This window comes from Nocardia tenerifensis NBRC 101015 (genome assembly GCF_000308715.1).
Lineage (GTDB): Bacteria > Actinomycetota > Actinomycetes > Mycobacteriales > Mycobacteriaceae > Nocardia > Nocardia tenerifensis.
The window spans coordinates 29,650-53,657 of the sequence record NZ_BAGH01000613.1 but is presented as its reverse complement, the minus strand read 5'-3'; the positions used below and the strand labels follow the sequence as shown (position 1 = coordinate 53,657).

The 24,008-nt window shown below is 67.5% G+C and carries 26 protein-coding genes and 1 pseudogene; 10 read left to right on the top strand and 17 right to left on the bottom strand.

Going from position 1 to position 24,008, the window contains the following annotated elements; translation table 11 throughout:
* Nucleotides 1–453: 453 nt before the first annotated feature.
* The 3 genes from ON39_RS44390 to ON39_RS44380 form a co-directional block, all read right to left on the bottom strand.
* Nucleotides 454–1,170 (bottom strand): metal-dependent hydrolase, encoded by a 717-nt coding sequence (locus tag ON39_RS44390; protein ID WP_040743282.1) that lies wholly within the window; start codon nt 1,168–1,170, stop codon nt 454–456.
* A gap of 356 nt (nt 1,171–1,526) precedes the next feature.
* Nucleotides 1,527–2,675 (bottom strand): epoxide hydrolase family protein, encoded by a 1,149-nt coding sequence (locus ON39_RS44385; RefSeq protein WP_040743281.1) that lies wholly within the window; start codon nt 2,673–2,675, stop codon nt 1,527–1,529.
* A gap of 11 nt (nt 2,676–2,686) precedes the next feature.
* Nucleotides 2,687–4,888, bottom strand: coding sequence for a serine/threonine-protein kinase (locus ON39_RS44380; RefSeq protein ID WP_246002648.1), 2,202 nt, complete (start codon nt 4,886–4,888; stop codon nt 2,687–2,689).
* Nucleotides 4,889–5,134: 246 nt separating this feature from the next.
* Here ON39_RS44380 and ON39_RS44375 point away from each other — a divergent pair, with 246 nt between their 5' ends.
* The 3 genes from ON39_RS44375 to ON39_RS44365 are packed head-to-tail and all read left to right on the top strand — an operon-like array spanning nt 5,135 to nt 6,384.
* Complete coding sequence (locus ON39_RS44375; RefSeq protein ID WP_040743279.1) at nt 5,135–5,593, top strand: SRPBCC domain-containing protein; 459 nt, start codon at nt 5,135–5,137, stop codon at nt 5,591–5,593.
* The gene (locus ON39_RS44370) at nt 5,590–5,928 is read left to right on the top strand and encodes an ArsR/SmtB family transcription factor (RefSeq protein WP_040743278.1); all 339 of its coding nucleotides are present in this window, start codon (nt 5,590–5,592) and stop codon (nt 5,926–5,928) included. Before ON39_RS44375 ends, ON39_RS44370 begins: the two co-directional genes overlap by 4 nt.
* Before the next feature lie 15 nt (nt 5,929–5,943).
* The gene (locus ON39_RS44365) at nt 5,944–6,384 is read left to right on the top strand and encodes an SRPBCC family protein (protein ID WP_040743277.1); all 441 of its coding nucleotides are present in this window, start codon (nt 5,944–5,946) and stop codon (nt 6,382–6,384) included.
* A gap of 13 nt (nt 6,385–6,397) precedes the next feature.
* Here ON39_RS44365 and ON39_RS48040 read toward each other — a convergent pair whose 3' ends face one another.
* The 4 genes from ON39_RS48040 to ON39_RS49520 all read right to left on the bottom strand — a co-directional run bounded on the left by ON39_RS48040 (nt 6,398) and on the right by ON39_RS49520 (nt 9,698).
* Nucleotides 6,398–6,766 carry an endonuclease VII domain-containing protein gene (locus ON39_RS48040; RefSeq protein WP_157195664.1) on the bottom strand — a complete coding sequence of 123 codons (369 nt, stop codon included), beginning with the start codon at nt 6,764–6,766 and terminating at the stop codon, nt 6,398–6,400.
* A gap of 294 nt (nt 6,767–7,060) precedes the next feature.
* A complete protein-coding gene (locus ON39_RS46650; protein WP_051187928.1) occupies nt 7,061–7,846 on the bottom strand; it encodes a GNAT family N-acetyltransferase in 786 nt (261 codons plus the stop codon).
* Between the two features lie 1,072 nt (nt 7,847–8,918).
* Entirely contained in the window at nt 8,919–9,320 is a 402-nt protein-coding gene (locus ON39_RS44350) for a ClpX C4-type zinc finger protein (RefSeq protein ID WP_083895100.1), read from the bottom strand.
* Between the two features lie 222 nt (nt 9,321–9,542).
* Nucleotides 9,543–9,698, bottom strand: a complete 156-nt coding sequence (locus tag ON39_RS49520; RefSeq protein ID WP_157195663.1) for a hypothetical protein — start codon at nt 9,696–9,698, stop codon at nt 9,543–9,545.
* Nucleotides 9,699–9,878: 180 nt separating this feature from the next.
* Here ON39_RS49520 and yczE point away from each other — a divergent pair, with 180 nt between their 5' ends.
* On the top strand, nt 9,879–10,511 hold the full coding sequence (gene yczE / locus ON39_RS44345; protein ID WP_040743275.1) for a membrane protein YczE: 633 nt from the start codon (nt 9,879–9,881) through the stop codon (nt 10,509–10,511).
* Nucleotides 10,512–10,517: 6 nt separating this feature from the next.
* On the opposite strand, the gene ON39_RS44340 is transcribed toward yczE, so the two are convergent.
* Nucleotides 10,518–11,234: an alpha/beta hydrolase gene (locus ON39_RS44340; protein ID WP_040743274.1), complete on the bottom strand. Its 717-nt coding sequence runs from the start codon at nt 11,232–11,234 to the stop codon at nt 10,518–10,520.
* A gap of 92 nt (nt 11,235–11,326) precedes the next feature.
* Between ON39_RS44340 and ON39_RS44335 the strand changes: the two genes are divergently transcribed.
* From ON39_RS44335 to ON39_RS44325, 3 genes are all read left to right on the top strand, one after another.
* Complete coding sequence (locus ON39_RS44335; protein ID WP_040743273.1) at nt 11,327–12,229, top strand: LysR family transcriptional regulator; 903 nt, start codon at nt 11,327–11,329, stop codon at nt 12,227–12,229.
* An 88-nt stretch (nt 12,230–12,317) separates the two neighbouring features.
* Nucleotides 12,318–12,641, top strand: coding sequence for a hypothetical protein (locus tag ON39_RS44330; RefSeq protein ID WP_040743272.1), 324 nt, complete (start codon nt 12,318–12,320; stop codon nt 12,639–12,641).
* 270 nt (nt 12,642–12,911) lie between these two features.
* The gene (locus ON39_RS44325) at nt 12,912–13,163 is read left to right on the top strand and encodes a hypothetical protein (protein WP_040743271.1); all 252 of its coding nucleotides are present in this window, start codon (nt 12,912–12,914) and stop codon (nt 13,161–13,163) included.
* Between the two features lie 56 nt (nt 13,164–13,219).
* On the opposite strand, the gene ON39_RS44320 is transcribed toward ON39_RS44325, so the two are convergent.
* Entirely contained in the window at nt 13,220–13,648 is a 429-nt protein-coding gene (locus tag ON39_RS44320) for a hypothetical protein (RefSeq protein WP_051187926.1), read from the bottom strand.
* On the bottom strand, nt 13,645–14,307 hold the full coding sequence (locus tag ON39_RS44315) for a hypothetical protein (protein ID WP_040743270.1): 663 nt from the start codon (nt 14,305–14,307) through the stop codon (nt 13,645–13,647). The genes ON39_RS44320 and ON39_RS44315 overlap by 4 nt, the downstream gene beginning before the upstream one ends.
* A gap of 109 nt (nt 14,308–14,416) precedes the next feature.
* Between ON39_RS44315 and ON39_RS44310 the strand changes: the two genes are divergently transcribed.
* Nucleotides 14,417–15,295, top strand: coding sequence for an SGNH/GDSL hydrolase family protein (locus tag ON39_RS44310; protein WP_051187935.1), 879 nt, complete (start codon nt 14,417–14,419; stop codon nt 15,293–15,295).
* Between the two features lie 159 nt (nt 15,296–15,454).
* Here ON39_RS44310 and ON39_RS44305 read toward each other — a convergent pair whose 3' ends face one another.
* The gene (locus ON39_RS44305) at nt 15,455–15,970 is read right to left on the bottom strand and encodes a P-loop nucleotide/nucleoside kinase family protein (RefSeq protein ID WP_157195662.1); all 516 of its coding nucleotides are present in this window, start codon (nt 15,968–15,970) and stop codon (nt 15,455–15,457) included.
* Nucleotides 15,971–16,059: 89 nt separating this feature from the next.
* Here ON39_RS44305 and ON39_RS44300 point away from each other — a divergent pair, with 89 nt between their 5' ends.
* Both ON39_RS44300 and ON39_RS44295 read left to right on the top strand, forming a co-directional pair.
* Nucleotides 16,060–16,647 (top strand): TetR/AcrR family transcriptional regulator, encoded by a 588-nt coding sequence (locus ON39_RS44300; RefSeq protein ID WP_040743268.1) that lies wholly within the window; start codon nt 16,060–16,062, stop codon nt 16,645–16,647.
* A 275-nt stretch (nt 16,648–16,922) separates the two neighbouring features.
* The gene (locus tag ON39_RS44295; protein ID WP_246002646.1) at nt 16,923–17,702 is read left to right on the top strand and encodes a BPL-N domain-containing protein; all 780 of its coding nucleotides are present in this window, start codon (nt 16,923–16,925) and stop codon (nt 17,700–17,702) included.
* 2 nt (nt 17,703–17,704) lie between these two features.
* Here the strand turns inward: ON39_RS44295 and ON39_RS44290 are convergent, their stop codons facing one another.
* The 6 genes and pseudogenes from ON39_RS44290 to ON39_RS44265 form a co-directional block, all read right to left on the bottom strand.
* The gene (locus tag ON39_RS44290) at nt 17,705–18,751 is read right to left on the bottom strand and encodes an alpha/beta hydrolase (RefSeq protein ID WP_083895097.1); all 1,047 of its coding nucleotides are present in this window, start codon (nt 18,749–18,751) and stop codon (nt 17,705–17,707) included.
* Entirely contained in the window at nt 18,752–19,858 is a 1,107-nt protein-coding gene (locus ON39_RS44285; protein WP_040743266.1) for an acyl-CoA dehydrogenase family protein, read from the bottom strand.
* Nucleotides 19,855–21,043: pseudogene (locus ON39_RS44280) on the bottom strand (acyl-CoA dehydrogenase family protein). Before ON39_RS44280 ends, ON39_RS44285 begins: the two are co-directional and overlap by 4 nt.
* Nucleotides 21,040–22,077 (bottom strand): phosphotransferase family protein, encoded by a 1,038-nt coding sequence (locus ON39_RS44275; RefSeq protein ID WP_040743321.1) that lies wholly within the window; start codon nt 22,075–22,077, stop codon nt 21,040–21,042. Before ON39_RS44275 ends, ON39_RS44280 begins: the two are co-directional and overlap by 4 nt.
* A 104-nt stretch (nt 22,078–22,181) precedes the next feature.
* Nucleotides 22,182–22,943 (bottom strand): 3-oxoacyl-ACP reductase FabG, encoded by a 762-nt coding sequence (gene fabG, locus ON39_RS44270; protein ID WP_040743320.1) that lies wholly within the window; start codon nt 22,941–22,943, stop codon nt 22,182–22,184.
* Nucleotides 22,944–23,207: 264 nt separating this feature from the next.
* The gene (locus ON39_RS44265) at nt 23,208–23,783 is read right to left on the bottom strand and encodes a TetR/AcrR family transcriptional regulator (protein ID WP_040743318.1); all 576 of its coding nucleotides are present in this window, start codon (nt 23,781–23,783) and stop codon (nt 23,208–23,210) included.
* Nucleotides 23,784–24,008: the final 225 nt, after the last annotated feature.

Genomic DNA, 24,008 nt, shown 5'->3' with positions numbered 1-24,008 from the left:
GGGTGATCCTGGCGGAACTGGGGTAGGGGAACGATTGCGGGTGCCGGAACAAGTGATCGGGTGGGGTTCAGTCGATTCGAGGTGTTTAGCCATCAACGGGATGATTCTGGTCCAACTTGAGAAAAATAACATGGCCTTACGTAGATATGCGCATCTAACTATGACTATCCTTTATGTTGCATCTCTCGACAAACAGCCACTCGGTTCTAAAGATCGCATAGAGCCCAGGGGACGCGTCGGGTGCCGGCAAGCACACAGGGGAGGAGCCCGCAGACACCCGACGCGCACCGAAGCACTGACGATTCCATGCGCGGGGTACACCGGAGGAGGAAGGGCCTGCCCGGGCAGCGGCTTGCCGCTGGCGCGGTCGGTTTCGGCTCCGGGCCGCTGCTGAACACGTACGGCATGAGACGACGGGGCCACCTACCGTCGAATATGCAGCCGCGCAGCCGATTACGGCTGATGCGTGAGCGAGTACCACAGCACCGCGAGCGTGCCGAGCACGAACAGCGGTGACAGGACCCAGGTTTCGAGCTTGTTCCCCGTGCGATCGATGATCGGCACCCTGGTGCGCAGCTTGAACGGCCAGAACAGCCGGCAGCCGCGGTCGGTGAGGCAGTCGCCGACCAGGTGCACGAGGGCGCCCAGGCCGACGGAGAACGGCAGCCAGACCGGCTTGTCGGAGATCCAGTGATCCATGGCGAAGGTCCCCGCGACCGCGAGCACCACGATCGTGCCCCACGCCTTGACGCCGTCGCCGGGCGGGCAGAGGTGCAGCGCCCGTACGGCCAGTGCGAGCAGGAAGAAGACGAGTCCGAGGGTGAACCAGCGCCCGATCCAGTGCTCGCCGGCCCAGGTGCCGTACGCGACGGCGGCCACGAACGCGAACGAGTGTGTGGCGTGTCGGTGCCCGCCCGAGATCCACGAGATCAGCTTGCAGAGGGTGTAGGACACCGGGCCGAGCACGTGGGCGATCGTGCCCTCGGGGTGATCGGCGTCCGGCAACAGCGCCGCACCCGCCGTCAGAAACGTTCCGAGGATCAGGTCGACGGGGCCGAGATGTCCTGATACACCTTGGATCGTCGGGTAGGTCAAGATCGCCACGGGCAGCGCCGCTGCCGCCCCCGACCAGGCCAAAGCGCCACTGGTCGCATGAGAATGTCCAAGCACCGGTTGAAGGTTAGTTCACCTCAGCATCATTGAGCGAATGGCGGTTCAGTGGGGTTGTGCGGTGGGCGAATTGGGGGAGGGGCAACATGTGGCGACCGCCTGCTCGAAGCCGCGCGTCGGAAGCGTAGCGGGGTAGGGCAGTGGATTATGTTGGAAGAGTTGGTGTCTGGTTCGGGAGAGTAGGGGTGCGGGTGGAGTCTTCAACGGAGCGTTGTCGATCCACGTCCTCGGCCCGTCTCTACAATAAAACATTGAGGTACCTAGACGTGCGTATATATGCATTCAATGCTATTCGGTGGTCCACTAAAGACCACACGTCACCCACACAGAACAGCTGCATAGAAGCAGAGGGCACTTCAGCGCACCAGCCGGAAGAACGCCCGTACATCATCAACGAACAACTCCGGCTGTTCGAACGCCGCGAAGTGCCCCCCGCGCATGGGTTCGCTCCAGTACCGAATATCGGTGAAACGCCGTGCGGCCCAACGTCTGGAGGGTCGCTGTATCTCCTTGGGGAAGATCGAGCAGCCGGTCGGCACGTCCACGGTGTCGCGCACCGTCCCGTTGATCCACTCGTCTACCTGCGCGATGCTCTCCCAGTACAGCCGGGCCGCGGACGCGCCGGTGCCAGGCAGCCAGTAGAGCATGAGGTTGTCGAGCAGTTCGTCACGGGAGAGCACGTTCTCCGGGTGCCCGTCGCAGTCGGTCCACGACCAGAACTTCTCGATGATCCACGCGCACAAGGCGGCCGGGGAGTCCACGAGTCCGTAGCCCACGGTCTGCGGCCGCGTGGCGTGCATCCGCGAGTACCCGGACTCCCACCGGCCCGCCGACTCGAGCGTGCGGAGCGCGGCCCGCTCCTGTTCGGTGAGGTCGTCGAAGGTCGCGGGGTCGGGCGGCGCGAGCGGCGGCACGAGGTGGATCCCGGCGACCTGCTCGGGATAGCGCTGGGCGAGCCGGGTGGAGACGCTGGTACCCCAGTCGCCGCCGGCCGCGCCGTAGCGCCGGTACCCGAGCCGCGTCATCAACTCGGCCCACGCCGCGGCGATGCGGTCTAGGCCCCAGCCCGGTTCGCTCGGCCGGTCGCTGAAGCCGTAACCGGGTAGCGACGGGCAGACCAGATGGAACGCGTCGGCCGGGTCGCCGCCGTGGGCCGCGGGGTCGGTGAGCGGTCCGATCACCTTGCCGAACTCGATGATCGAGCCGGGCCAGCCGTGCGTGAGGACGAGCGGGAGCGCGTCGGGTTCGGGCGAGCGCACGTGCAGGAAGTGGAGGCCGAGTCCTTCGATCTCGGTGCGCAGGTTCGGCAGGGCGTTCAGGCGCGCTTCGGTGGCGCGCCAGTCGTATTCGTCGGCCCAGTAGGCGCACAGCTCTTGTAGGTACGCCAGGGGCACGCCTTGGGACCAGTCGTCGACGGTCTCGCGCTCGGCCCACCTGGTGGCGCGCAGCCGGGCCCGCAGGTCGGTGAGCTCGTGTTCGGGTACCTGGATTCGGAACGGCTGCAAGGAGTGTCCTGTCACGGGCGCGCGTGCGGGTTGACGATGCGGTCGAGCGCGTGCAGGTCGGATTCGAGGGTGTAGAACACGCGCAGTGTGCCGAGGAACGCGAACAACCCGCACACGCACAGCGCCACGATCGAGGCGATCACGGCCTGCTGCTGGGTCGGGTCGAGGAACGCGACGCCCGCGGCGACGCCGAACAGCGGCACCGACGCGGCGATGCCGAGGTAGATCCGGCTGCGCCGAGCCAGTCGTCGCAGTTGCACCGAGTCGTCGGGGGAGCTGCGTCCGGCGGCGACCAATCCCGGATAGTACCAACGCAGTACGAAGAACGTCACGGGGAAGTAGGTGTACACGACGGCGAGCGCGGCCGCGACCAGGTGCGAGGAGATGAGGTTGAACAGCAGTCCCGCGGAGAGGTCCGCGATTTCATGCAGTTTGACCAGGAAGGCCACCAGCGCGAGCGCCCATCCGGTGAACGCGACGGCCGCGATGCGGTCGCTACAGGCGAGGGTGTCCTTGCGCGCCTTGGCGAGGGTTTCGTCGTCGTAGTGCTTGCCCTGTCGCAGACCGTGGGGGACCAGGAACACCAACCGGCACCAGTACAGCAGGAGCCCGATGCCTACGGGGTAGCCGATGGCGGCCGCGATCATGGCTAAGCGGGTGATCTGTGCCTGTCCGTCGGCGCCGAGTTCGAGGTCGAGCAGTTTGGTGTTGTGCCCGGCCAGGTACAGGCCGCCGAGCATCTGCCCGAGCACGCTCGACACCGACACCACCGGCATCGGTCGCATCCGCAGACGACCGCGCAGGCTGCGCGAGGGTGGGTCGACGAGGTCGCGTGCGGGCTTGTCGAGGGTGAGCTCGAGGTGCTGGGCGAGGTCGGCGCCGGTGGCGTAGCGGTTCTCGCGGTCGGGGGACAGACAGGTCAGCAGCGCGTGCCGCAGGATCTGCGGGCAGTCGGCGGGCGCGCTGGTCTTGAGCCGATCGTGAATCGGCTTGCGGCGCAGCTCGATCATGCGGGTGAGCGAGGTGTCGGATTCGCCGATGCCGAGCTCGTCGGCGAACGGGAGCCGGCCGGTGAGCAGCTCCCACAGCACGACCGCGAGAGCATAGAGATCGCTGCGGGTGTCGAGGTCGGCGGCGGTGGTGGGCAAGCCGGGGTGGCAGGCCTCGAGCTGTTCGGGGGACATGTAGGCCAGGGAGCCGCCGAAGTACGCGACCGGGCTCGCGCCGGGGATGTGGGCGCTGAAGCTGATGTTGAAGTCGGCGAGCTTGGGTTGTCCGTCGGCGGTGAGCAGCACGTTGGCCGGTTTGATGTCGCGGTGCAGGACGCCGGCGCGGTTGGCGTAGTCCAGTGCGGTGGCGAGGCGGCTGCCGAGCCAGGCCACGGCCTCCGACCAGCTCAGGCGGGCCAGTTCGGCTCGGGTCGCGGAGGGTTGCGGGGTGAGGACACCGCTGGAGGTGACGGCCGCGTCGACGGCGTCGAGCAGCAGCTGGCCGGTACGTTGCGCGATGGGCGTGGTGCGGACCAGGCGGAGCACGCCGAGCAGGGTGCCGCCTGGGACGTACTGCATGTACATGAGCTTGAGGTGTTGCTCCTCGATCTGGCGTTGATCGAAGACGCGCACGATGTGTTCGTGGTCGAGCTGGGCGAGGGTCTGCGGTTCGATGCCGCGGTCGCGGGAGATCTTCACCGCGACAAGGCGTTGCATGGAGCGTTGGCGGGCCAGGAAGACGCGTGCGAACGCGCCCTGGCCGAGGGCTATCAGGAGGTCGAAGTCGTCGATGGTCGCGCCGGGGGCGATGGTGTCGAGCGCGTTGATCGCGGTCGGGTCGGAGAGCAGGGTCGTGCGGAAGTTCTCGGCGGCCAGGATGTCGGTGTCGAGTTGGGTGGCGAGCTGGGCCATCTGGACGGCGAAGTCGTGCTCGTACTCGGTGAGGTCGAGGTCGGGGTCGCCGCCGCGGGTGCGGGCGGTGATCTCCTCGTAGATGAGGTCCGGCGGCAGGGGAGCGGCGTCGAGTTCGGGGAACTGGGCGCGGTAGTCCGCGAGGCGTTTGCCGTCGGCGGAGTCCCGCCAGCGGTGGTGGAGGTCGACCTTGATCAACTCGATCAGCGCCGAGCGGCGCAGGCCGTGGTCGGCGGGCAGATGCGCCGCCAGGTCCGGTGGGGCGTCCGCGTCCCGCCATGCGCTGTCGAATCCGACAACCAGTCGCGTCAACGCCGTCTGCGTAGCCGCCGCCCGGTCCATTTCCATGTGGCCCACCCGATCAAAAATGGCTTCCCGAGCCCCCTCCCGAGAATAAACGATCTTCCCGACCGTGACCGTCGAATACCTGCTAGGGCGGGTTTCGTCGGGTCGTGGTCCATTGGTTGCAGTGCAAGAATGCGCAACGATGTGTTGCACATTCGGTCTTCGTCGCCTACCGTCATGCGCAACACATCGTTGCGAGTTAGGAGAACGGGCATGGAGTACGGGCGAATCGAACGGTCGATGTACGTCGACGCCACCCCCGAGGTGGTCTACGAGGTCATCAGCAGCCCCACCCATCTGAAGGAGTGGTGGCCCGACGACGCCGCCTACGAACCGAGCCCCGGCTCCGTCGGCACGCTCACCTGGCAGAACGACACCGGGCACGACGCCGTCTCGATCACCGTGGTCGACGCCGAGCCACACAGCCTGTTCTCCTTTCGCTGGACGCATCCGGCCGACGAAGCGGCGGCCGTCGGCAACTCGCTGTTCGTCACCTTCGAACTCGCCCCCTCCGGCGACGGCACCTCGGTCCGGATGACCGAGACCGGATTCCGCGAAATGGGCTGGGAGATCGCCGTTCTCGAGCAACAGTACAACGAGCACGTCCAGGGCTGGGACTACCACCTGGCGCGGCTCGGCGACTACGTCACCCGACTGGTCGCCCGGCGATGAACAGCGCGGTCGACGACGACCTGTGGTCCGCCATCGGCGACCCCACCCGCCGACGCATGCTCGACCTGCTCCTCGCCGACGGCGAAGGCACCGCGACCAGCCTCAGCGAGCGACTCCCCGTCACCAGACAGGCCGTCGCGCGACACCTCGGCGTCCTCGACCGAGTCGGCCTGGTACACGGCACCTCCGAAGGCAGGGAGCGACGCTATCGCGTCGACGACGCACAGCTCGCCCGCGCCGTGGCGCAACTCAACGCCGTCGGATCGAGCTGGGACGCCAGGCTCGCGCGCATCAAGCGGATCGCCGAAGCCATTCAACGCGGCAAACAGCAGTAAGGAAAGGAATCGACAATGGACATTCTGCACAGGATCGGCGTCAAGTCACCGTCGACCGACGATGTATACACCGCGCTCACCACGATCGACGGGCTGGCCGGCTGGTGGACCCGCGACACCACCGGCGACTCGAACACCGGGGGAGTCGTCCAATTCCGTTTCGTGCCCGGGGGATTCGACATGAAGGTCGTCGACCTTCAGCCGGGCCGGCGGGTGCTGTGGGAGGTGATCGACGGCCCCGAGGAGTGGATCGGCACCGAGGTCGTGTGGGACCTGAAGCGCGAAGAGGACTTCACCATCGTCCTGTTCAAGCATCAGGGTTGGAAAGAGCCCGGCGAGTTCATGCACCACTGCAGCACCAAGTGGGCCAGCTACCTGCTGAGCCTCAAGCAGTTGGTCGAGACCGGGACCGGTGCGCCCTCACCCGACGACGTCCAGATCAGCAACTGGCACTGACGGGCTTTCGTGATCAGGGGGAGCCGACGGCCGAAAGTCCTTCGGTTCTCTCACGATCGTCATCGACCTTCGCGAAGCGTTCGAGATAGCCGACTGCCGCGGTCAGTCGACCGGTGTCGTCTCCGAATGCCCCCAGACCCGCATTGCACCTCGGGCACAGGAGGCCACGGATGACGCCGGAGGAGTGGTCGTGGTCGACGGCGAGCGGAACCTTGCCCAGTTGTTGTCCATCCTTGCGCGGTCGGCCGCCGACGCCCGACAGGTCGATATCGTCTTCATGGATCTCGCAGATACCGCACCGGTAGCCCTGACGCTCCCGCATCGCATCGTATTGCTCTGGTCGGATGCGATATTTTGCCCAGAGATTCGCTCGTCGCGCCACGGTAGGCCCCTGGCGTGCACGGCGAGCTCGTTGGTAACACGCCCCGCAGAGCGGAGCGCGCGGACCGGGTTGCGCCATCAACCTTCTCGGCTTCAGCTGCCCGCATCCTTTCGTCGGGGAGCACCGCACGAGATCGGTAGGGAGTGGCGTCTCGGTCATGAGGGAAGTGTCTCAGCACACACCGACACATCCTCTGCTGGTAACCCTGCGTCTTCGAGGTGACTGTAGATCTGCCGGGACCACCGCAGGCAGCCCTCATCCACAGTTCTCCTAATCGCAGCTAAGACAGCCTGATCACGTCGATTTTGAGGCCACACGCTGATGCTCATACCAAATCCCGGGGACGGTCGATCCATTCGGCAATGGCTGTGGTCGCCGGTCCACGACTGTCGCGCCGATCTTGTCGCAGATGCGTTGTACCGCACGGTTGGACTCGTCCGTGCCGATCGCGACCCTCAGGTATCCGGCGTCGTGGATCGCGTCGATGAGCGCGGTGACCGCTTCGCTCGCGTAACCGGCTCCGCGGTGATGTGGGCCGATCCACCAACCGAGGGAACACGACGACGTCGTGCCGGGGATCGGGTGCACAGTGGCGCCGCCGATCACGGTCGCGTCCGACCGGGACTCGAACACGAGAAGCCCCAGGGTGGGGTGGCCGCGGCCGACCGCCTTGATCAGTGCCCGGGCATACTGTGTCGTCCAGCCATTGTTGGCGAGCATCACCTCATCGATCGTGGCCGCGAACGAGATCGCGTCGTTCGGCTTCGGTCGGCGCAGGATGAGCCGTGGGGTTTCGACATCCGGCAACACGTCGTCAGTGGTTTCCTGCTCGGCACTTCGGCTCACGCGCCACACCCAGAGCCAACTCGCGATGAGAATCGTGGTGACCACGAGCAGCAGCCAGAGATCAACGATGAATCCAGGTGCGGCAGACTGCGATTCCGCCGTCACGACAAAGCCGACGAATCCCGCGGGAACGGCGAGGAGGGCGATAGTCGTCGCCAGCCCAAGTGCGGACTGCCGCGGCCATCGCTGAAATGTCGCTTTGGCGGAGGTGAGTCGGAACGAACGGGCGTTCATCGCGTCGGCCGCATGCTCTCGACGATCGCAGTGCGGGCGATCGACGCCGCGGTGGCGGTGGAGCCCTAGTTGACATAGTGTTGATTATCGGCGTACGAACGGACGTGGATAAATGACGGGCGTTCGGCCTGGATGTTGTTGGTGTGTGCGAGGTTTCGCGGTGTCCGGCATCCAAGTCCTGAGGTGCTCCGGCTTCGCTGGTGAGGCGTCGGCTCTGTTGTGCGGGTGGATCGATGTTGATCTCCCCTTGGTTTGGATTTGCCGGGGTGTAAATATTCCGGCATTCGTCCTGTTTGGGTGGAAACTATTGGAGGGCTTTCGGATTGGGGTTTCGAGCCCTCTCCTCTTTGGTCTTACCGCCTACCGCCAAAACGTCACAGTGACGTTTTGAAACCTGTGGCGGGGTTGGCAACCTTGCCGCCTTACGGGACCGTCGGTAGTTGTCCGGCTATGCAGCGGCAAAATTGCCGGTCCGAAGCGCTCTCCGGCGACCCGATGAATGCCGGTGAGCGACATTCCCTCTGGTAGACGCATTAGGTGCGCAACGGAGCCGGTGGTCGTTGCTGTGGAGCTTCGGTGCTCGTGCCGGTTGCTATGGTCCCCACGGGGGTCGACAACGTTGCTCGTGACCGACTCGGTCGCAACATCCAAGAAGGAAAAGTGTCATGAAAGAAGTAACTCGAATCATCGCCGGCGCGTGTGTGGCCGGTGCCGCCTTGGCTATGGCTTCCACTGCGGCGCAAGCTATTCCAGCGCCTTGCCCTTGGGAGGCGTCCGTCGCTCCGGAGCCGACGACCTCCGGGGGTTATCACTCGGACGGTGGCTATCACCCCGATGGTGGCTATCACTCGGATGGCGGGTATCGCAAAAACGGGGGTTACCACAACGACGGATCGCCCACCGGTGCAACGCCCTGAGACGGACATCATCCAAGTCCGAATTACGAACGCACGCGGGGAGTTCCGACGATAGCCGGGCCGAGGTTCAGCTATCGCCGGAGAGGTGCGTTCACCGCCCGAGACGAGCGGATCCGTTTCGGCGCCATTGTCACCGACTCCCGCGGCATCCTCACTCAACCCGCGCTTACTGAATCCTCCGGCATATCCCGGCTGTCTGCGGCGTAACGCTCCCACGCCGACTGCCGGGTCATCCCCAGCGCTTGTCCGATCTGCGTCCAGGTGGCACCGAGCGTGCGAGCCTTGGCGACCCACAGGCGCAGATTGCGGTCGGCTTGGGCGCCCGCCGCGGCCACCGGACCCAGTCCGGCGAGGACTGATGCTAGCGGCATGTCCAGCGACCATGGCGCGACCCGGGCGCCTTCGCCGGGTGTCGCGCCGGCGACGATCTGCGCCGCGATGGTGACGCAGTCGTCGCAGATGAATACGCCAGGCCCGGCGACCAGGGTGGACACCTCGGTATTGGGTCGTCGGCAGAACGAGCAGTGGGCGATGAAATCCGCCGGAGTGTCAGTCAACGGGCTGTCCTCTCACTCAGGGCGTGTCAGGAATTCCCTGACGCGTTGTCAGGCAACACCTTACGCGCCGAGCGGTCGGCATCGGCCTCCTTTCGGCGAAAAGGAAAGGGGTTTCGACAATTTGAGGGGTGCTCCCCCGGGCCCTTGGGCACCCTACGTTCAAATCGTCACTGTGACTTTTTGAACGTAGGGCTGAAACCCGTTGCGGGTCAACCCTTTCGGCTAAATCCCATCGTTCCCTCCGTAGTACCCGCCCAGAAGGCGGCGACGTAGGCGATCCTGCTCGTCGGCGTCGATGGGCGTGCCGGAGCGCTCATCGGTCGCGGGCGGCTTCTTGCGGAAGATGCTCATGATGGCGGTGACTCGTCGACTGTTCATGTTGTCCGCCAGTGTGTTCCGTATGGACTGGTCAGCGCATCGGCCCCAGGTACCGTCTCGGGTACGCCCCGGTGGGTGAATGCTCAGGGTGTTATCTCCGGGTCGGGGGTCCACCGGGAGGTCCGGTTGTGAGTCCAGCTGTTGGTGACTGGCTCTGTGGCGAGGGGCCAGTGGTCGGTCATGCTTGGGCGCGTGTTGATTCGCCGGTTGGTCGCGCTGTATGTGGGTTTGTGGTTGTACGGGTTCTCGATGGCGGTGATGGTGCGCGCGGGGCTCGGGCTGGATCCGTGGGACGTGTTCCATCAGGGTGTGGCGCGGCATGTGCCGATCAGTTTCGGCGCGGTGACCGCGGCGACCGGGGTCGCGGTGCTGCTGGCGTGGATTCCGTTGCGGCAGCGGCCCGGTCTGGGCACGGTGAGCAATGTGGTGGTCATCGCGGTGTCGGTGGATGTCGGGCTGTGGTTGCTGCCGGCGTGGGAGATGATTGCGGCGCGGGTGGGCGCGATGGGTGCCGCGGTGTTGCTCAACGCGATCGCGACGGTGCTGTACATCGGTGCGGGGATGGGTCCTGGCCCGCGTGATGGATTGATGACTGGCCTGGTCCGCCGGACCGGTGTGTCGGTGTGGGTGGTGCGGACCGCGATCGAGGTGACGGTGTTGTCGACCGGTTGGCTGCTGGGTGGCAGCGTCGGCATCGGCACACTGGTCTACGCGTTCGGTATCGGCCCGTTGATCCAGCTGTTGATCCCCGCGGTGAATCGGCACCTGCCGGGTTTCCAGAAGGCGGATGAGCCCGTGGTCGTGCCCGCCTGAGCCACCTCAGCGCCGGGCGTCCGCGGCGTAGCCGTCCAGGATGTCGGCGACCTCCTTGGGCCGGCTGAGTGCGACGCAGTGGCTGCCCGCGATCTCGTCGGGGACCACGCCCAGGCGCTCGGGTACCAGTTGGCGGAAGAAGTCGGGCGGGAAGAGGCGGTCGTCGCGGCAGAGCACGAACTTGGTGGGCACGTCGGGCCACGCGGCCAGCGGCCACGGGTTGGCCATCGCGGTGGGCGAGGGATGCGCACGCTCTTTGCTCATCGCCTCGGTGGCGAGTTCCCTTGGTACATCGTGGTAGAAGCTCACGTAGGGGTCCTCGTGGCCGGTGCGGCCGCCGTCGCGTTCGGCCTGCTCGGCCACGACGGCGCGCAGGCCGGTGTTGGTGGACCATTGCGCCGGTGGCTCCCCCGGCGACGGCACCATGCCGGCCAGCAGGACGAGCACGTCGACGGGCAGCCGGTCGGCGACCAGGGATGCGGTGAACGCGCCGAAGGAGTGGCCGACGACGACGAGATTCTGTTTGTCGCCGACGGCCTCGACGACGGCGTCGGCGTAGTCGGTCAGGGTGTGTGACTCGTCGTCGGCGGGCAGGTCGGGGGCGACGACGTCGTGTCCGCGGGCGCGCAGTTCGGCTTCGACGAGGTGCCAGTACCAGCCGACGTCGCCGCCGCCGTGGATCAGGACGAAGGTGCTGCTGTCAGCGGTGGTGTGCGGAGTCATGGGACTCAAGGTAAAGGGCCGAGCAACATCGTGAAAAGCGATAATATGCGATCGAAGCAATCGCTCTAGCCGATGGATAGTTCGAGAACTCCATGACCGATGTCGACCTGAGGCACCTGGCCGCGATGGCCGCCATCGCCGACGAAGGTTCGTTCGGGCGCGCGGCGGCCCGGCTCGGGTACACCCAGTCCACGGTGAGTCAGCAGATCGCCGCGCTCGAAAGATCCATCGGCGGTACGGTATTCGATCGACCGGGCGGTCCGAGACCGGTACGGCTCACCCCGCTCGGCGCCGTCGTCCTCGAGCACGCACGCGAACTACTGGCCGCAGCGGCCGCGCTGTCCGAGGCGGTGGATCGGTTCCAGGCCGGCGAGGGCCGCATCGATATCGGCACCTTCCAAAGCGTTTCGACGGTGATCCTGCCCGCCGTCGTGCGCCGTCTGCGTGACGAGCACCCCGGCTGCGATATCCGGCTGTTCGAGGAAGAACCGGAGGACCCGCACATCGGCGAGCTCGACCTGCTGTTCTACGACCGCCCCCTCGACGGCGACGTCGAGCACCTCAAGCTCCTCGACGACCGATATCTGCTCGTGGCCGCGCCTGGCGCCTTCGCTGCGGGCCCGGTGGCATTGGCGCAACTCGACGGCGTGCCGATGGTCGCCTGGCCCGCGATCTGCGACCAGTCCTGGATGGAGCAGGCGCTGGCCCGCGGCGGCGCGCACCCGAAGGTCGTCTTCCGCACCACGGGCAACGAGACGCTGCTGTCGATGGTGCGCGCCGGGATGGGGTCGGCGGTGCTGCCGTGGCTGGCCCTGCACGGCGCCGGCGTCGAGTCCGACGCGCGGCTCAGCGTCCACGAGCTGCGTCCGGAGCTGCCGGCACGCGAGATCTGCCTGCACTGGCGGGCGGGCCGGACGCATTCGCCGTTGGCGGCCAAGGTGATCGAGATCGCCGTCGAGGTCGCGGCGGAGTTGACCGAGCGGATGCGCACCTGAACCCGTCGACGGCCGCGGCCTATGCCCAGTCGGCACAAGGTTTTCCGGGCTGGCACTCGTCTCCGGCCGCGCAGTAGCGTCTGACCGCATGGCAGTCCTGTCCCGCCCCGCCACAGTCGCGGCGATCATCATCGGTGTCACCGTGGGGATTCCGGCGCTCGCGACCCTCGGCTTCGCGGCCCACGCCCACCCCGAATGCGCGACCATTCCCCAGGACGTCGGCCCCTGCGGATACTGGGCCAGGGTGGCCGAGTACGGCCCGTTCATCATGCTGTGGGGTACAGCTGTCCTGGCCGGCCTCGAAGCAACGCTCTGGCTGCTGATCGCCGCCGCACTCGGTATCGCGGCAGCACTACGCCGGCGCCACGAGTCCAGCACCGATTCCGGAGGAAGGTCACCTCGACGAATATGACATGGGGCTCATCACCGCCTACTGCAAGACCGGCAGCGAGGCGGATGAAGGATTCTGCCCGGACTGGGTCAATGACACACTGGGCTGATGGCACACCACCCTGTCTCCTCTCCCGCCTGGGTCACCGAAGCCGCTGATGCCCTGCAGGATTACCTGCGGGAGGCGAGCGCTATGCCTGCTCCCCCGGACGGGAATCGAACGAACGCCGCGACAGGCTGGTACATCCAACCTGCTGGGAGCCCCATCACCGGGCGCACGCCATGGATACACATGACCGACGTGTCCGTGGCGTGCGCGGGGGACACCCTGGTCCTGTGCTTCGGCTGGACACTCGATGACGAGCCCGCACCGAAATACGTACTGCCGATGACGACCATGCGAGCCGACGCCACCCTCGCCGCTGACGCCCTCATCACACGGCTGGACCTGTTCCTCGACACCGACACCTGGAAAAGGCACGCCCACGACATCGGTCACGACACCAGGGTGGTCGTGATGCCACCGCTCCACGGCGGCCGGTGAGCGAGATCATCGGTAGCGGCCGAGCGTCGCGGTGACCTCGGAACCCGAACTGTCCCTTACAGTTCCGTAGATTCCGCGAGCCGGACCGGTTCGGTGGGCCGATCGGGTCGCCACCGCCCCCACGCCCGCACCACGATCACCACACCGATCACGATCGCGCTGTGCAACGCCCACAACGCGAGCCAGGGTAGGAGGAAACCCTCCTCCGTGTACTGGCCGCGCTCGCCGACGCAGTACATCGAGAAGTTGGTGCTCTGTCCCTCGGAATCGTGGACGGTGTCGGACACGACGATCGGTTCGGTGTAGGGCGCCGAGCAGAACAGCGGCGCGGTCAGCCTCGCCTCGCCCGGCCAGATGGCAACGGGCAGAACGAATCCCAGGATCGCCGTGCCCATGACGATCGCCGCCAGGGTGGCCAGGATTCCCTTCCGGCGCGGGACGTCGTCGGTCACGTCCGCGCGGTCGGCCCCGTACTCCTCGCTCATGTCCGGCTCTTCCCCAGATAGGTTCCGGCACGGTCGAATCGGACGAGCACGGTGGTGCGCGGCGAGGTGACGTCGACGGTCATCATCGGATCGGGGCCGACGCGGTGGACCAGAACCGAAGTGACGGAACCGTTCTCGATGGCGGCCTGGGCGAGCGCGGCGTCGAGTACTTCCTCGAGCCGCAGCAGGCCGGAAACGTCTCGCACATCGAACATTTCGCTGTCCGGGTCCTCGAAAGCCGATACATGCACCGGTTTCGGCCCGTGCAGGGCGCCATTGGCGAAGGTGTAGTCGTCCTGCTGGTCCGGTCGCGCGGGCACCCGAAGACGCAGGTGCACCGCGCTGTCCTGCGTCAGGAGCGAACGATTTTCGTCGAAGAAGCGGCCGACCTGCGGGGACCCGGCGGGCACGGAGAAACTCATGGTGCCGGACTCCGGCGCGGTGAGCAGCACGACCGAGGCGTGCAGCTCGGCGGTGTCCAGGCGCCGGCGCAGGGTGTCGAAGGCGGCGGCGGGCAGGGCCGAGACCAGGCCGCCGCCGCGAGACCGGAGGTCGTGCTCGAAGTCGGCGCGGTCCACCGCGCCGAGACAGCCGGTCGTGGTGACCGCGACGAGGAGCGCTCCGAGGACGGCCGCGAGGCCGGAGCGGCGAGATGACATGGGCTGCATCGTATAGCGCCGCGGTGACGGCGGAGCGGCGTGCGCGTGGACGGATGCTAAGTTCACCTGGGTCGGTCGCGTGTCCGGCCTGGTTGGTGTGGAGGCTTTGGTGCGCAGGACTTCTCGGGTCGTCGTCGCGGGTGCGGCGTTGGGTGTGGTGTTGAGCGGTGCGCCGGCGGCGTCGGCGGATCCCGGGTTCGGCGAGTATGTGGCGCTGGGTGATTCGTGGGCCGCGGACGCCTCGCTGACCCAGGCGACCGACGAGTTCGTGCCGCTGGGCTGTGCGCAGAGCCGAGGCGACTACGCCAAGCAGGTGGCGGCCGCGCTGGCTGTGCCCGTTTTCCGGGACGCGACCTGCGGCGGCGCGACGACGAAGAACCTCACCGCGCCGCAGAGCGTCCCCCAGGGGCTCAATCCCCCGCAGTTCGATCGGCTCACCCCGACGACGGACCTGGTGACCCTCGAAATCGGCGGCAACGACGCGGCATTGGCCGCGACCGTCCAAAGCTGCCTCACCACCGACCCCGCCGCCACGCCCTGTCTGGATGCCCTCGTCGTCGACGGCGTCGACCAGATGTCGCTGAATATTCTTGCCGCCGAACCCACAGTGATCGCGGCCGTGCAGGGCGTCCGCGAACGCTCACCCCGCGCGCGGATCCTGCTGATCGATTACCTCCAAGGCGTCGGCATCGGTCCGGGCTGCTTCCCCACCGTGCCGATCTCCGACCCCGACGCGGACTGGTTGGGCCGCAAGCTCATCGAGCTCGACACCATGCTCGCCCGCGTCGCCGACGCCACCGGCGCCGAGTTCGTCGACACCTACCGCACCAGCGCCGGCCACGACGGCTGTCAACCGCCCGGCACCCGGTGGGTCGAGGGTCTCGTCCCTTGGTCGACCACCCCGCCCGGCCCCGCGGTTCCGTTCCACCCCAACCAACTCGGCGCCGACCACCAAGCCCGCAGCGTGCTGGCCGCCCTCGGAAGGTGACCTGACCCGCTCAGCGCAGGGCGTCGTCGTCGCGCCGGCCGGGTCGTGCTCGTGTGCTCACGATTTCGTAAGCACACGGCCGTCGGCGAAACCCCGCGCCAATTCGCCACGCCCGCAGCAAGTTTCGGCAGCCCCGCCGCGTCGTCGGCGCGAAACGTTTCAGTCCTCGTGCAGTTTCCGGCGGATATCGGCCACCAGCGTCTCGACGGTGTCGATGGTGTCGACCAGAATCCGCGGTTCGGTGAAGGGCTCCCACGGCCGCGCCCGCACCTGGGCCCACGTCGGGTTTCCCTGCCCCGGCCAATCGGGTGTGCGAGCCTGCACCCGCTCGCGATGCCGGACCGGATCCGAGCAGACCACCTCTACCCAGCGCAGCGGTACGCCCGTCCGGTGAGCCAGATCGGTCCAGGTCTTCCGCGCTATCTCCAGGTTGTTGCAGGCGTCGACGACCACCGCGCGGCCGCCGCGCAGTTGATCCTCGGCAACCCATGCCGCGGCGACGTAACCGACCGGATTGCCCTCGAACGGCGTCAACGTCGACACGATCGCCGCCTCGATGGTGTCGATCCGCAGAAACGTCGCGCCTATCTCGTCCGCCAGCACGCGCGCCACCGTCGTCTTGCCACTTCCCGGTAGACCGGCGAACACCACCAGCCGAGCCGCCCCATTCGCCACGCGGCCGATCCTAATACCCGGACCTACCACCCGCGCGAACCGTTAGTTTTTCGGAACGGCTAAGAACAAGCAGCTGATAGCATCGACGGGTGACTGCGCCGACGGGACGTCGGGAGCGTAAAAAGGCCGCTACCCGTCAGAAGATCGCCGACACCGCGCTGCGGATGTTTCTCGACCGCGGATATGACGAGGTCGGTATCCGCGATGTGGCGGCCGAGGCCGATGTCGCCGTCACCACGCTGTTCTCGCATTTCGCGTCGAAAGAGGCGCTGGTGTTCGAGCAGGAGGAGAACTTCGCGCAGCAACTCGCACAGGCGGTCACCGATCGGGCGCCGGGCGAGCCGCTCATTCCCGCGTTGCGCAGACAGATCCACGCCATGGTGCGCCATTGCTCGGCCGAGAGGTCCGCGCCGATCTGGGGCATGATCGACCGCACACCGGCGCTGCGACAGTACGAGGAGTCGATGCAGTCGCGATACTCGGCCTCACTGGCGGCGGCCATCGCCGCGGACCTCGACCAACCGGCCGACACGACCTCCTGCGGGGCGATCGCCCGGTTCGTGATCGACGCGTTCTCCCTCGCCAGGACAGCGGCCGATCCGCAGGCCGCGGTGGACGAGATCTTCACGATGATCGAGGCGGCCTGGAACGCCGCCGGTACCTCGCGACGCGCATAAGCGGATTCGCGCGTCCGTCCAGACAGGTGCCTTGACCGGCAAGGCGCGGCCAGGGGAGCTTGTTCCCAGAGCCGGCGCTTGGAAGGCAGCTCGCCACGACGCCCGCCGCGTGGTCAGAAATTCCCGCCGATCGACTGAGTCGATCACCCCGACCGGCCGGACCACATCCCCCGCCCGTCCGGAACTCATTGCCGCCGAAGCATTTCCGCCTCTCCCGATGGAACTGTAGTCAGTACGAACACCGCGCACCCCGAGCCGGAGCCAGGAGAGGACCCATGCCCGCGACGAACCACGCCCGCCCCACCGGTATGGACCGCCGCCGGCTACTCGCCGGAGCCCTGCCCGCTATCGCCCTCCTGGCCACGGCCTGCGGCAAGTCACGCGCCGCCGAGCCCGCACGGCCCCTCGCGCTCGTCTACAACGGCCCGCAAGGCTGCCCCGGCTGCGCACCCGCCGTGGCCGACGTACTGCGCCGCGCACCACACCCGTTCACCGTGAAATACGTCGATACCGAAAACCCGCTCACCGCTGCAGCTTTGGCCGAGGCGACGCTCTACGTCCAACCCGGCGGCGGCGCCGACCTGCACCGAACCTGGCAAGACCTGCGCGACCGCGCCGACCTGCTCCGCGACTGGGTCCGCGGCGGCGGCAACTACCTCGGCCTGTGCTTCGGCGGCTACCTCGCCGGCCGCGACCCCGGCTTCGACCTGCTCCCCGGCGACACCGACGGCTGGATCGGCACCCCCGGCGCCACCGTCCCCGACGACCGCGACACCGTCATCCGCGTCGACTGGCGAGGCAAGCCCCGCCACATGTACTTCCAAGACGGCCCCGCCTTCCTGCTCGACGACGGCGCCGACGCCACCGTACTGGCCCGATACACCAACGGACTACCCGCCGCCGTCGTCGCCCCCTACGGCAAAGGCCGCGTCGGCGTCAGCGGCCCCCACCCCGAAGCCGACGAATCCTGGTACGCCGACAAAGGACTCACCAACCCCGACGGCGTCCACCTCGACCTCGCCTACGACCTGATCGAGGCAACCACAGCACGGTAGGGCTAGCGCTGCACACCCACCAGCCGCGCCACCCACGCATCCCGCGTCCGCCGCGCCTGCACCGACACCGCCGCCCGCGGAACATACGCGCAGAACCCGTGAAACCCGCCCTGCCAGACATGCAGCTCGGCCACACCTCCGCACGCCCAGATCCCGCTCGCGTAAGCCACGGCTTCGTCCCGCAGCAACTCCGCGGACCCCACGTCGATATAGGCGGGCGGCAACCCATCGAGATTCTCCGCCCGCGCGGGCGCCGCATAAAACGAAACGTCGTCGGTGCCGAAACGCTCTGCGAGCAACGCGCCCCACGCCGTCGAGTGACTCCCGCGATCCCACAGCCCGAGCCCGTCCACGAACTGATGCGACGACACCGTCCGGCCGCGATCATCGAGCATGGGACACATCAGGATCTGGCCCGCCAACCCCGGCGCGCCTCGGTCGCGGGCCAGCAGAGCCAGCCCGGCGGCCAGCCCACCGCCCGCGCTGGCCCCGGCCACGATCAGCCGCCCGGGATCGATGCCCAACGCGTCGGCGTTCGCGGCGGTCCACACGAGTCCGGCGTAGCAGTCCTCGACGGGCACCGGATCCGGGAACTCCGGCGCGAGCCGGTACTCGACCGACACGCACACCGCGTCGTGCCACTGCACCCAGTCCAGCACCTCCGACAAGCCGAAAAACCGGTCGCCCAGCATCATTCCGCCGCCATGAGTATGGAAGAAACCCGGTCCGGGCACCGCGTGATCGGTCCGCGCGAAGACCGAGACGACGATCTCCGCGCCACCGAACCCCGCGATCACGTGCTCGACATGCCCGATCGGGCGGCCGGCCAGCAACTGCGCCGCACTCGGCGCCATCGCCCGCAGTCTCTCCCGCAGCACCGGAATGTCCGCAAGCCGCACGGTAGCCGGAATCTCCTGGTGCAGAACGGGCAGCATCACCGCCAATTCGGGGTCGAACGGGGGACGCGGGCGCGCGATGTTCGGATGCGACGGCTGCGTCGCAGGGGGCGAAATGGGCAGCGGGACAACATATTCCGAGCCGCCGTCCATTCAGTGACCCACCAACCGCAGATCGACCAGGTCGGCGAGCACCGAACGGTGGTAAGCGGGACTGCCCAGCCCGAGCTGATCGGCCTTGGCTCGCTTCAGGTACAGATGCGCCGGATACTCCCACGTCATTCCGATACCGCCGTGGAGTTGAATCGCCTCCTCGGCCGCCTTGACCGCGACCTCGGCGCAGAAGGCCGCCGCCACCGCGGTTCCCACCTCGGCGTCGGCATCGGAGGCGGCTATCGCGCCCGCCGCATAGCGCGCGGCGGCCGTGGCGCTCTCGACGTCGACGAACAGGTCGGCGAGACGATGCTTGAGCGCTTGGAAACCACCGACGACGCGCCCGAATTGCCGACGCGTCTGCAGATACGACACCGTCGTCTCCAGACACCACGCCGCCACCCCGGCCTGCTCGGCGGCCAGCAATGCCACCCCCGCCGCGAACCCCGCCCGCAACGCCGAATCGCCTGCCTCGGCCGCGACGACGAGCTCGCCGGGCACCGAATCCAGCACGACATCGGCCAGCTGACGGGTCATGTCGAGCGAGATCACCGGCGTCACCGTGGCCGCGGCCGCGGGAACCGCGTAAACCTCTGTGCCGCTTCCGGATTCAACAACCGCGAGGAGCACATCGGCCTCGTGTATCCCCGCGACGCTGCGCACCCGGCCCGACAACCGCCCCCGCGCATCCCGCACGAAACGCGGAACCGCCGCGGCACACGCCGCCGTGAACGGCGCGAGCAGCCCCACCGTCACCGCCGCCTCCGCCACCTGGCCGACCAGCTCGGCGTCGCCCGCGAGCAGCACGGTCGCACCGATCACACTGCTGGTCAGGAACGGAACCGGCGCGACATATCGGCCGAGCTCCTCGAGCACGACCGCGGCGTCGCGCACCGAACCGCCCGCGCCGCCGCGCTCCTCGGGGATCAGCAGACCCGCCAGCCCCAGATCGCGGGCGAGCGATGTCCACAGCGCCGACGTCAGCCCGCGATCGCCCTCGTAGGCCCGCGCCACCGCGCCGGGGTCGCATTTCGCCGCGAGCAGTCCGCGCACGGTGGCGCGCAGCGAGGTCTCGGTGTCGGTGTCGAGCAGCAGGATGTCACTCATCGGCTCAGGTCCTTCCAGGCGATGTCCTTGTCCGCGCGTGGCTCGACCGGCAGGCCGAGCACGCGTTCGGCGACGATATTGCGCAGAATCTCGGAGGTGCCGCCCTCGATCGAGTTGCCCTTGGCGCGCAGGAACCGGTAACCGGCGCTGCGCGTGGTGAAGTCGAGCCGGTCCAGCTGGGTCATGGTCCAGTCGTCGTAGCGCAGACCGTCCTCGCCGAGCAGCTCGAGCTCCAGGCCCGTCAGCTGTTGATTGCCGCGCGCGTAGGACAGTTTGAGCGCGGAACTCTCCGGCCCCGGCTGCCCGCCGGCCACCCGTTGACGCAATTTCATCGCCGCCAAACGCCCCGCCTCGGCCTCGACCCACAGCCGCAGCAGACGGTCGTGCAGTTCGGGGGTGTGCTTGGCGGGGTTCTCGCGCCACGTGCGCGCGACGGCCCCGAGGATCCCGCTGTCGCGGGGAACGGCTCGACCGCCGATCGACACGCGCTCGTTGTTGAGCGTCGTCGTGGCGACCCGCCAGCCTTGCCCCTCGTCGCCGAGCCGTTGCGCGTCCGGGATGCGCACGTCGGTGAGGAACACCTCGTTGAACTCCGCCTGACCGGTGATCTGACGCAGCGGCCGCACCTCCACACCGGGCGCCGACATATCGCAGATGAAATAGGTCAGCCCCGCGTGCTTGGGCCGGCTCGGATCGGTGCGCGCCACAAGGATCGCGAGCTGGGCCAGGTGCGCGACCGATGTCCACACCTTCTGGCCGTTGACGATCCCAGTCCTCGCCATCGCGAACGGCTTTGGTCGCGACCGAGGCCAGATCCGATCCCGCGCCCGGCTCGCTGAACAGCTGGCACCAGATCTGTTCACCGGTCCACAGCGGTCGCAGATAACGCCGTTGCTGCTCGGCGGTGCCGTAGGCCAGGATCGTCGGAGCCGCCATGCCGAGCCCGATATCGTTGAGCTCCGCGCGATGACCGGGCGCGCCCGCCTGGTCGAACAGCGCGTCGACGAACAGCTGCAGCTCCCGGTCGACCCCGAGCCCGCCCGAACCCACCGGAAAGTGCACCCAGGCCAAGCCCGCGTCGAATCGGGCGCGGTGAAACGTCACCGCGTCGGTGGTGGCGGGGTCGTGCTCGGCCAGCACGGCCGCCACCAGCTCCCGCAGCTCGTCCCGGATCGTCTCGGTCATCGGTTGTTCTCCTTCACAGCGGCGATCCCGGTCGCCAGCATCGGTTCGACCGCGCCCCCGATGTTCTCGAAGCCGGGGCCCACGGTTTTGCCGCGCAGGTATCGGTAATGGATGCCCTCGAGAATCGCGGCGAGTTTGAACGCCGCCAGCCCGAGATAGAAACCGAGATCGGCCAGATCGCGGCCGCTCTTCACCGCATACCGATCCAGCAGTTCGTCCTCGGTGAGGAACCCCGGAGCCAGGGCCACGGCGCTGACTCCCGGCATCCCGTCCACACCGAGACGCTGATACAGCAGCAGCAGAGCCACATCGGTGAGCGGATCGCCCAGGGTCGCCATCTCCCAGTCGATGATCGCGGCCACCCGATCCGCGGAATCCACCAAAATGTTGTCGAGCCGGTAATCGCCGTGCACGATCCCGTCCGGGGACTGCTCGGGCCGGCGTGCGGCGAGCAGCTCGAACAGCTCGACGGCCGCGGGCAGCTCCCGGCAGTAGGAGGCGTCCAGCTGCTTCTTCCAGCGGTGCACCTGCCGCTCGAGAAAACCTCGCGGGTGCCCGAAGTCGGCGAGACCCACCGTCGCCGGATCTACGCAGTGCAGCGCCGCCAACGCGTCGACCATGCCGACCGAGATGGCCCGCGTCCGATCCGCGCCCAGCGCGGCGAGCTCGTCCGCACTCCGAAAAGGCGTTCCCGCAACGTATTCCATCACATAGAACGGTGCGCCCAGGACCTCGCTGTCGGTGCACACCGCGTAGGTGGCCGGCACCGGAACCTCGGTCACGGCCAGCGCGCTCATCACCCGGAACTCCCGGCCCATATCGTGGGCCGTCGCGAGCACGTGACCCAGCGGCGGCCGCCGCACGATCCACTCGGAGGTTCCGTCGCTCACCGCGTAGGTCAGATTGGATCGCCCGCCCGCGATCACCCGACCGCGCAACGGTCCACCGCACAGACCCGGCAGGGTCGTCGACAGCCACGCCGCGAGCCGATCCAGTGGCAGCCCAGGCAGATCCGTATCCGCTCGCTCGCTCATCGAGACACCGCCGCGGGGATCCACCGGACGAGCCGGTCCATCGATTCGACGTTCGCCGGTCGAGTCCGGACGTGTGAAACCTTCATCGGTTGCCGCGCTCCGTTCTAGTTCCTCGGCCCGCCGGCCACGTACATGACCTGCCCGGACACGAATCCGGCGCCCTCGCTCACCAGAAACGACACCGTGTGCGCGATATCGTCCGGCGTCCCGGTGCGGCCCACCGGAATCTGTTCGGCGGCAGCCTTTCTCAGCTCCTCGAACGAGGCGCCCATCCGCTCGGCCGTGGCCCTGGTCATCTCCGTCTCGACGAACCCGGGCGCGACGGCATTGGCGGTGACCCCGAACCTGCCCAACTCCAGCGCCAGGGTCTTGGTGAACCCCTGGATCCCCGCCTTCGCCGCGGCATAGTTGGCTTGGCCCTTGTTGCCGAGCGCCGAGGTGCTCGACAGGCTGACGATGCGCCCCCACCCCTGAGACACCATGTGCCCCTGCACCGCCCGCGTGCACAGGAACGCGCCGCGCAGGTGCACGCCCAGCACGGCGTCCCAGTCCTCGACGGTCATCTTGAACAGCAGATTGTCGCGAATGATGCCCGCGTTGTTGACAAGCACTGTGGGAGCGCCGAGTTCGGCGACCACACGCTCCACCGCCGCGGTCACCGCGGACTCGTCGGACACGTCCGCGCCCACCGCCAGCCCGCGCCCACCGGCGGCCTCGATCTCCTCACACACCCGCTTGCACGCGGCCTCGTCCAGATCGACTACCGCCACGGCCATTCCGTCGGCGGCGAGCCTGCGCGCGGTCGCCGCGCCGATACCGCGGGCCGCGCCGGTGACGATCGCGATCCGCTGTGTCTGTTCGCTCATGGATTTCCTCCTGAATAGGGAATGCGAACCGGTCCGCCCATGCGAGCCGGTGACCGCGATTCGGATGCCGGTCATGACGGGAGAGCCGGACGTCGCGTCTCGCGCCGACCCGGCAGCACACTGGGACTCGTGTCATGCATCGCGTGTAAATGCTTCTGGCACAACAAAACTCGATTCGACATCGATCTCGGGTTCGTCTTCGCCCGGCGATGCCTGCAATTCACCGCCGAACAGGTACGACGGAGAAGCGTTGTGGTGGACCGATCAATCGGTCTTCAACTGCAACGCGTTGACCCACAGCTGCGTCACGGTGGTGACGAGCTTCTCGAACGCGATGCGCTGATGCTGCACGAAGACCAGATTGGCCATCCGGCCCACCATCATGCCCAGCGCCTGGGCCGTGATCATGGGATCGAGCTCCGCACTGGCCAGGCCCGACTCCTGCAGCTGCCGAATCATTTTCGCGTTGCGCTGGGCGAAGGCCTTCCCGCGTTCCAGGCGCAGCCGGCGAAACTCCTCGTTGATCAGGTACACCTCTTCGAACACCGCCATCAACCGCGCGTTGCGCTTGTAGGAGAGCAGGTATTCGCGATTGGCCGCCTCGATCAACTCCCGCGGATCGGTGACCCCCGTGCGCTCGCGCACGTGCGGATGCACCATCTCGTCCTGCACCTGTTCCACGACCGCGGCGAAGATCTCCTCCTTGCCGTCGAAGTAGGTGTAGAACGAGCCCGCCGCGGCGCCGGCCGCCTTGGCGATGTCGGAGATCTTGGCCTCGAGGTATCCGTCGCGCTCGAAGATCTCGCGGGCCGCGGTGATCAACGCCGACCGGGTGCGCACGCCGCGCTTGGTACTCGGGGCGACGCGGCGAGGCGCGGTATCGCGCGCAACGGATTCGGAAACCAACGCTGATCACTCACTGTAGGTCGACGGGGCAGGTACCTGAGGCCACGGTATCACCGCGACCGGCTCGGCCCGCTGAGCGGGAAATACCCGATAACCTGCGCCGACAGTAAGGCCCGCACGGGTCTCGCGGCGCGCGGGGGTGAACGGCATCGCATACCT

Coding starts and splice junctions, on each gene's coding strand:
- ON39_RS44375 (WP_040743279.1), top strand. CDS start 5,135: ATGGAGTACGGGCGAATCGAACGGTCGATGTACGTCGACGCCACCCCC.
- ON39_RS44370 (WP_040743278.1), top strand. CDS start 5,590: ATGAACAGCGCGGTCGACGACGACCTGTGGTCCGCCATCGGCGACCCC.
- ON39_RS44365 (WP_040743277.1), top strand. CDS start 5,944: ATGGACATTCTGCACAGGATCGGCGTCAAGTCACCGTCGACCGACGAT.
- ON39_RS46650 (WP_051187928.1), bottom strand. CDS start 7,846: ATGAACGCCCGTTCGTTCCGACTCACCTCCGCCAAAGCGACATTTCAG.
- ON39_RS49520 (WP_157195663.1), bottom strand. CDS start 9,698: ATGAACAGTCGACGAGTCACCGCCATCATGAGCATCTTCCGCAAGAAG.
- yczE (WP_040743275.1), top strand. CDS start 9,879: ATGCTTGGGCGCGTGTTGATTCGCCGGTTGGTCGCGCTGTATGTGGGT.
- ON39_RS44340 (WP_040743274.1), bottom strand. CDS start 11,234: ATGACTCCGCACACCACCGCTGACAGCAGCACCTTCGTCCTGATCCAC.
- ON39_RS44335 (WP_040743273.1), top strand. CDS start 11,327: ATGACCGATGTCGACCTGAGGCACCTGGCCGCGATGGCCGCCATCGCC.
- ON39_RS44330 (WP_040743272.1), top strand. CDS start 12,318: ATGGCAGTCCTGTCCCGCCCCGCCACAGTCGCGGCGATCATCATCGGT.
- ON39_RS44325 (WP_040743271.1), top strand. CDS start 12,912: ATGACCGACGTGTCCGTGGCGTGCGCGGGGGACACCCTGGTCCTGTGC.
- ON39_RS44320 (WP_051187926.1), bottom strand. CDS start 13,648: ATGAGCGAGGAGTACGGGGCCGACCGCGCGGACGTGACCGACGACGTC.
- ON39_RS44315 (WP_040743270.1), bottom strand. CDS start 14,307: ATGTCATCTCGCCGCTCCGGCCTCGCGGCCGTCCTCGGAGCGCTCCTC.
- ON39_RS44295 (WP_246002646.1), top strand. CDS start 16,923: ATGCCCGCGACGAACCACGCCCGCCCCACCGGTATGGACCGCCGCCGG.
- ON39_RS44290 (WP_083895097.1), bottom strand. CDS start 18,751: ATGGACGGCGGCTCGGAATATGTTGTCCCGCTGCCCATTTCGCCCCCT.
- ON39_RS44285 (WP_040743266.1), bottom strand. CDS start 19,858: ATGAGTGACATCCTGCTGCTCGACACCGACACCGAGACCTCGCTGCGC.
- ON39_RS44275 (WP_040743321.1), bottom strand. CDS start 22,077: ATGAGCGAGCGAGCGGATACGGATCTGCCTGGGCTGCCACTGGATCGG.
- fabG (WP_040743320.1), bottom strand. CDS start 22,943: ATGAGCGAACAGACACAGCGGATCGCGATCGTCACCGGCGCGGCCCGC.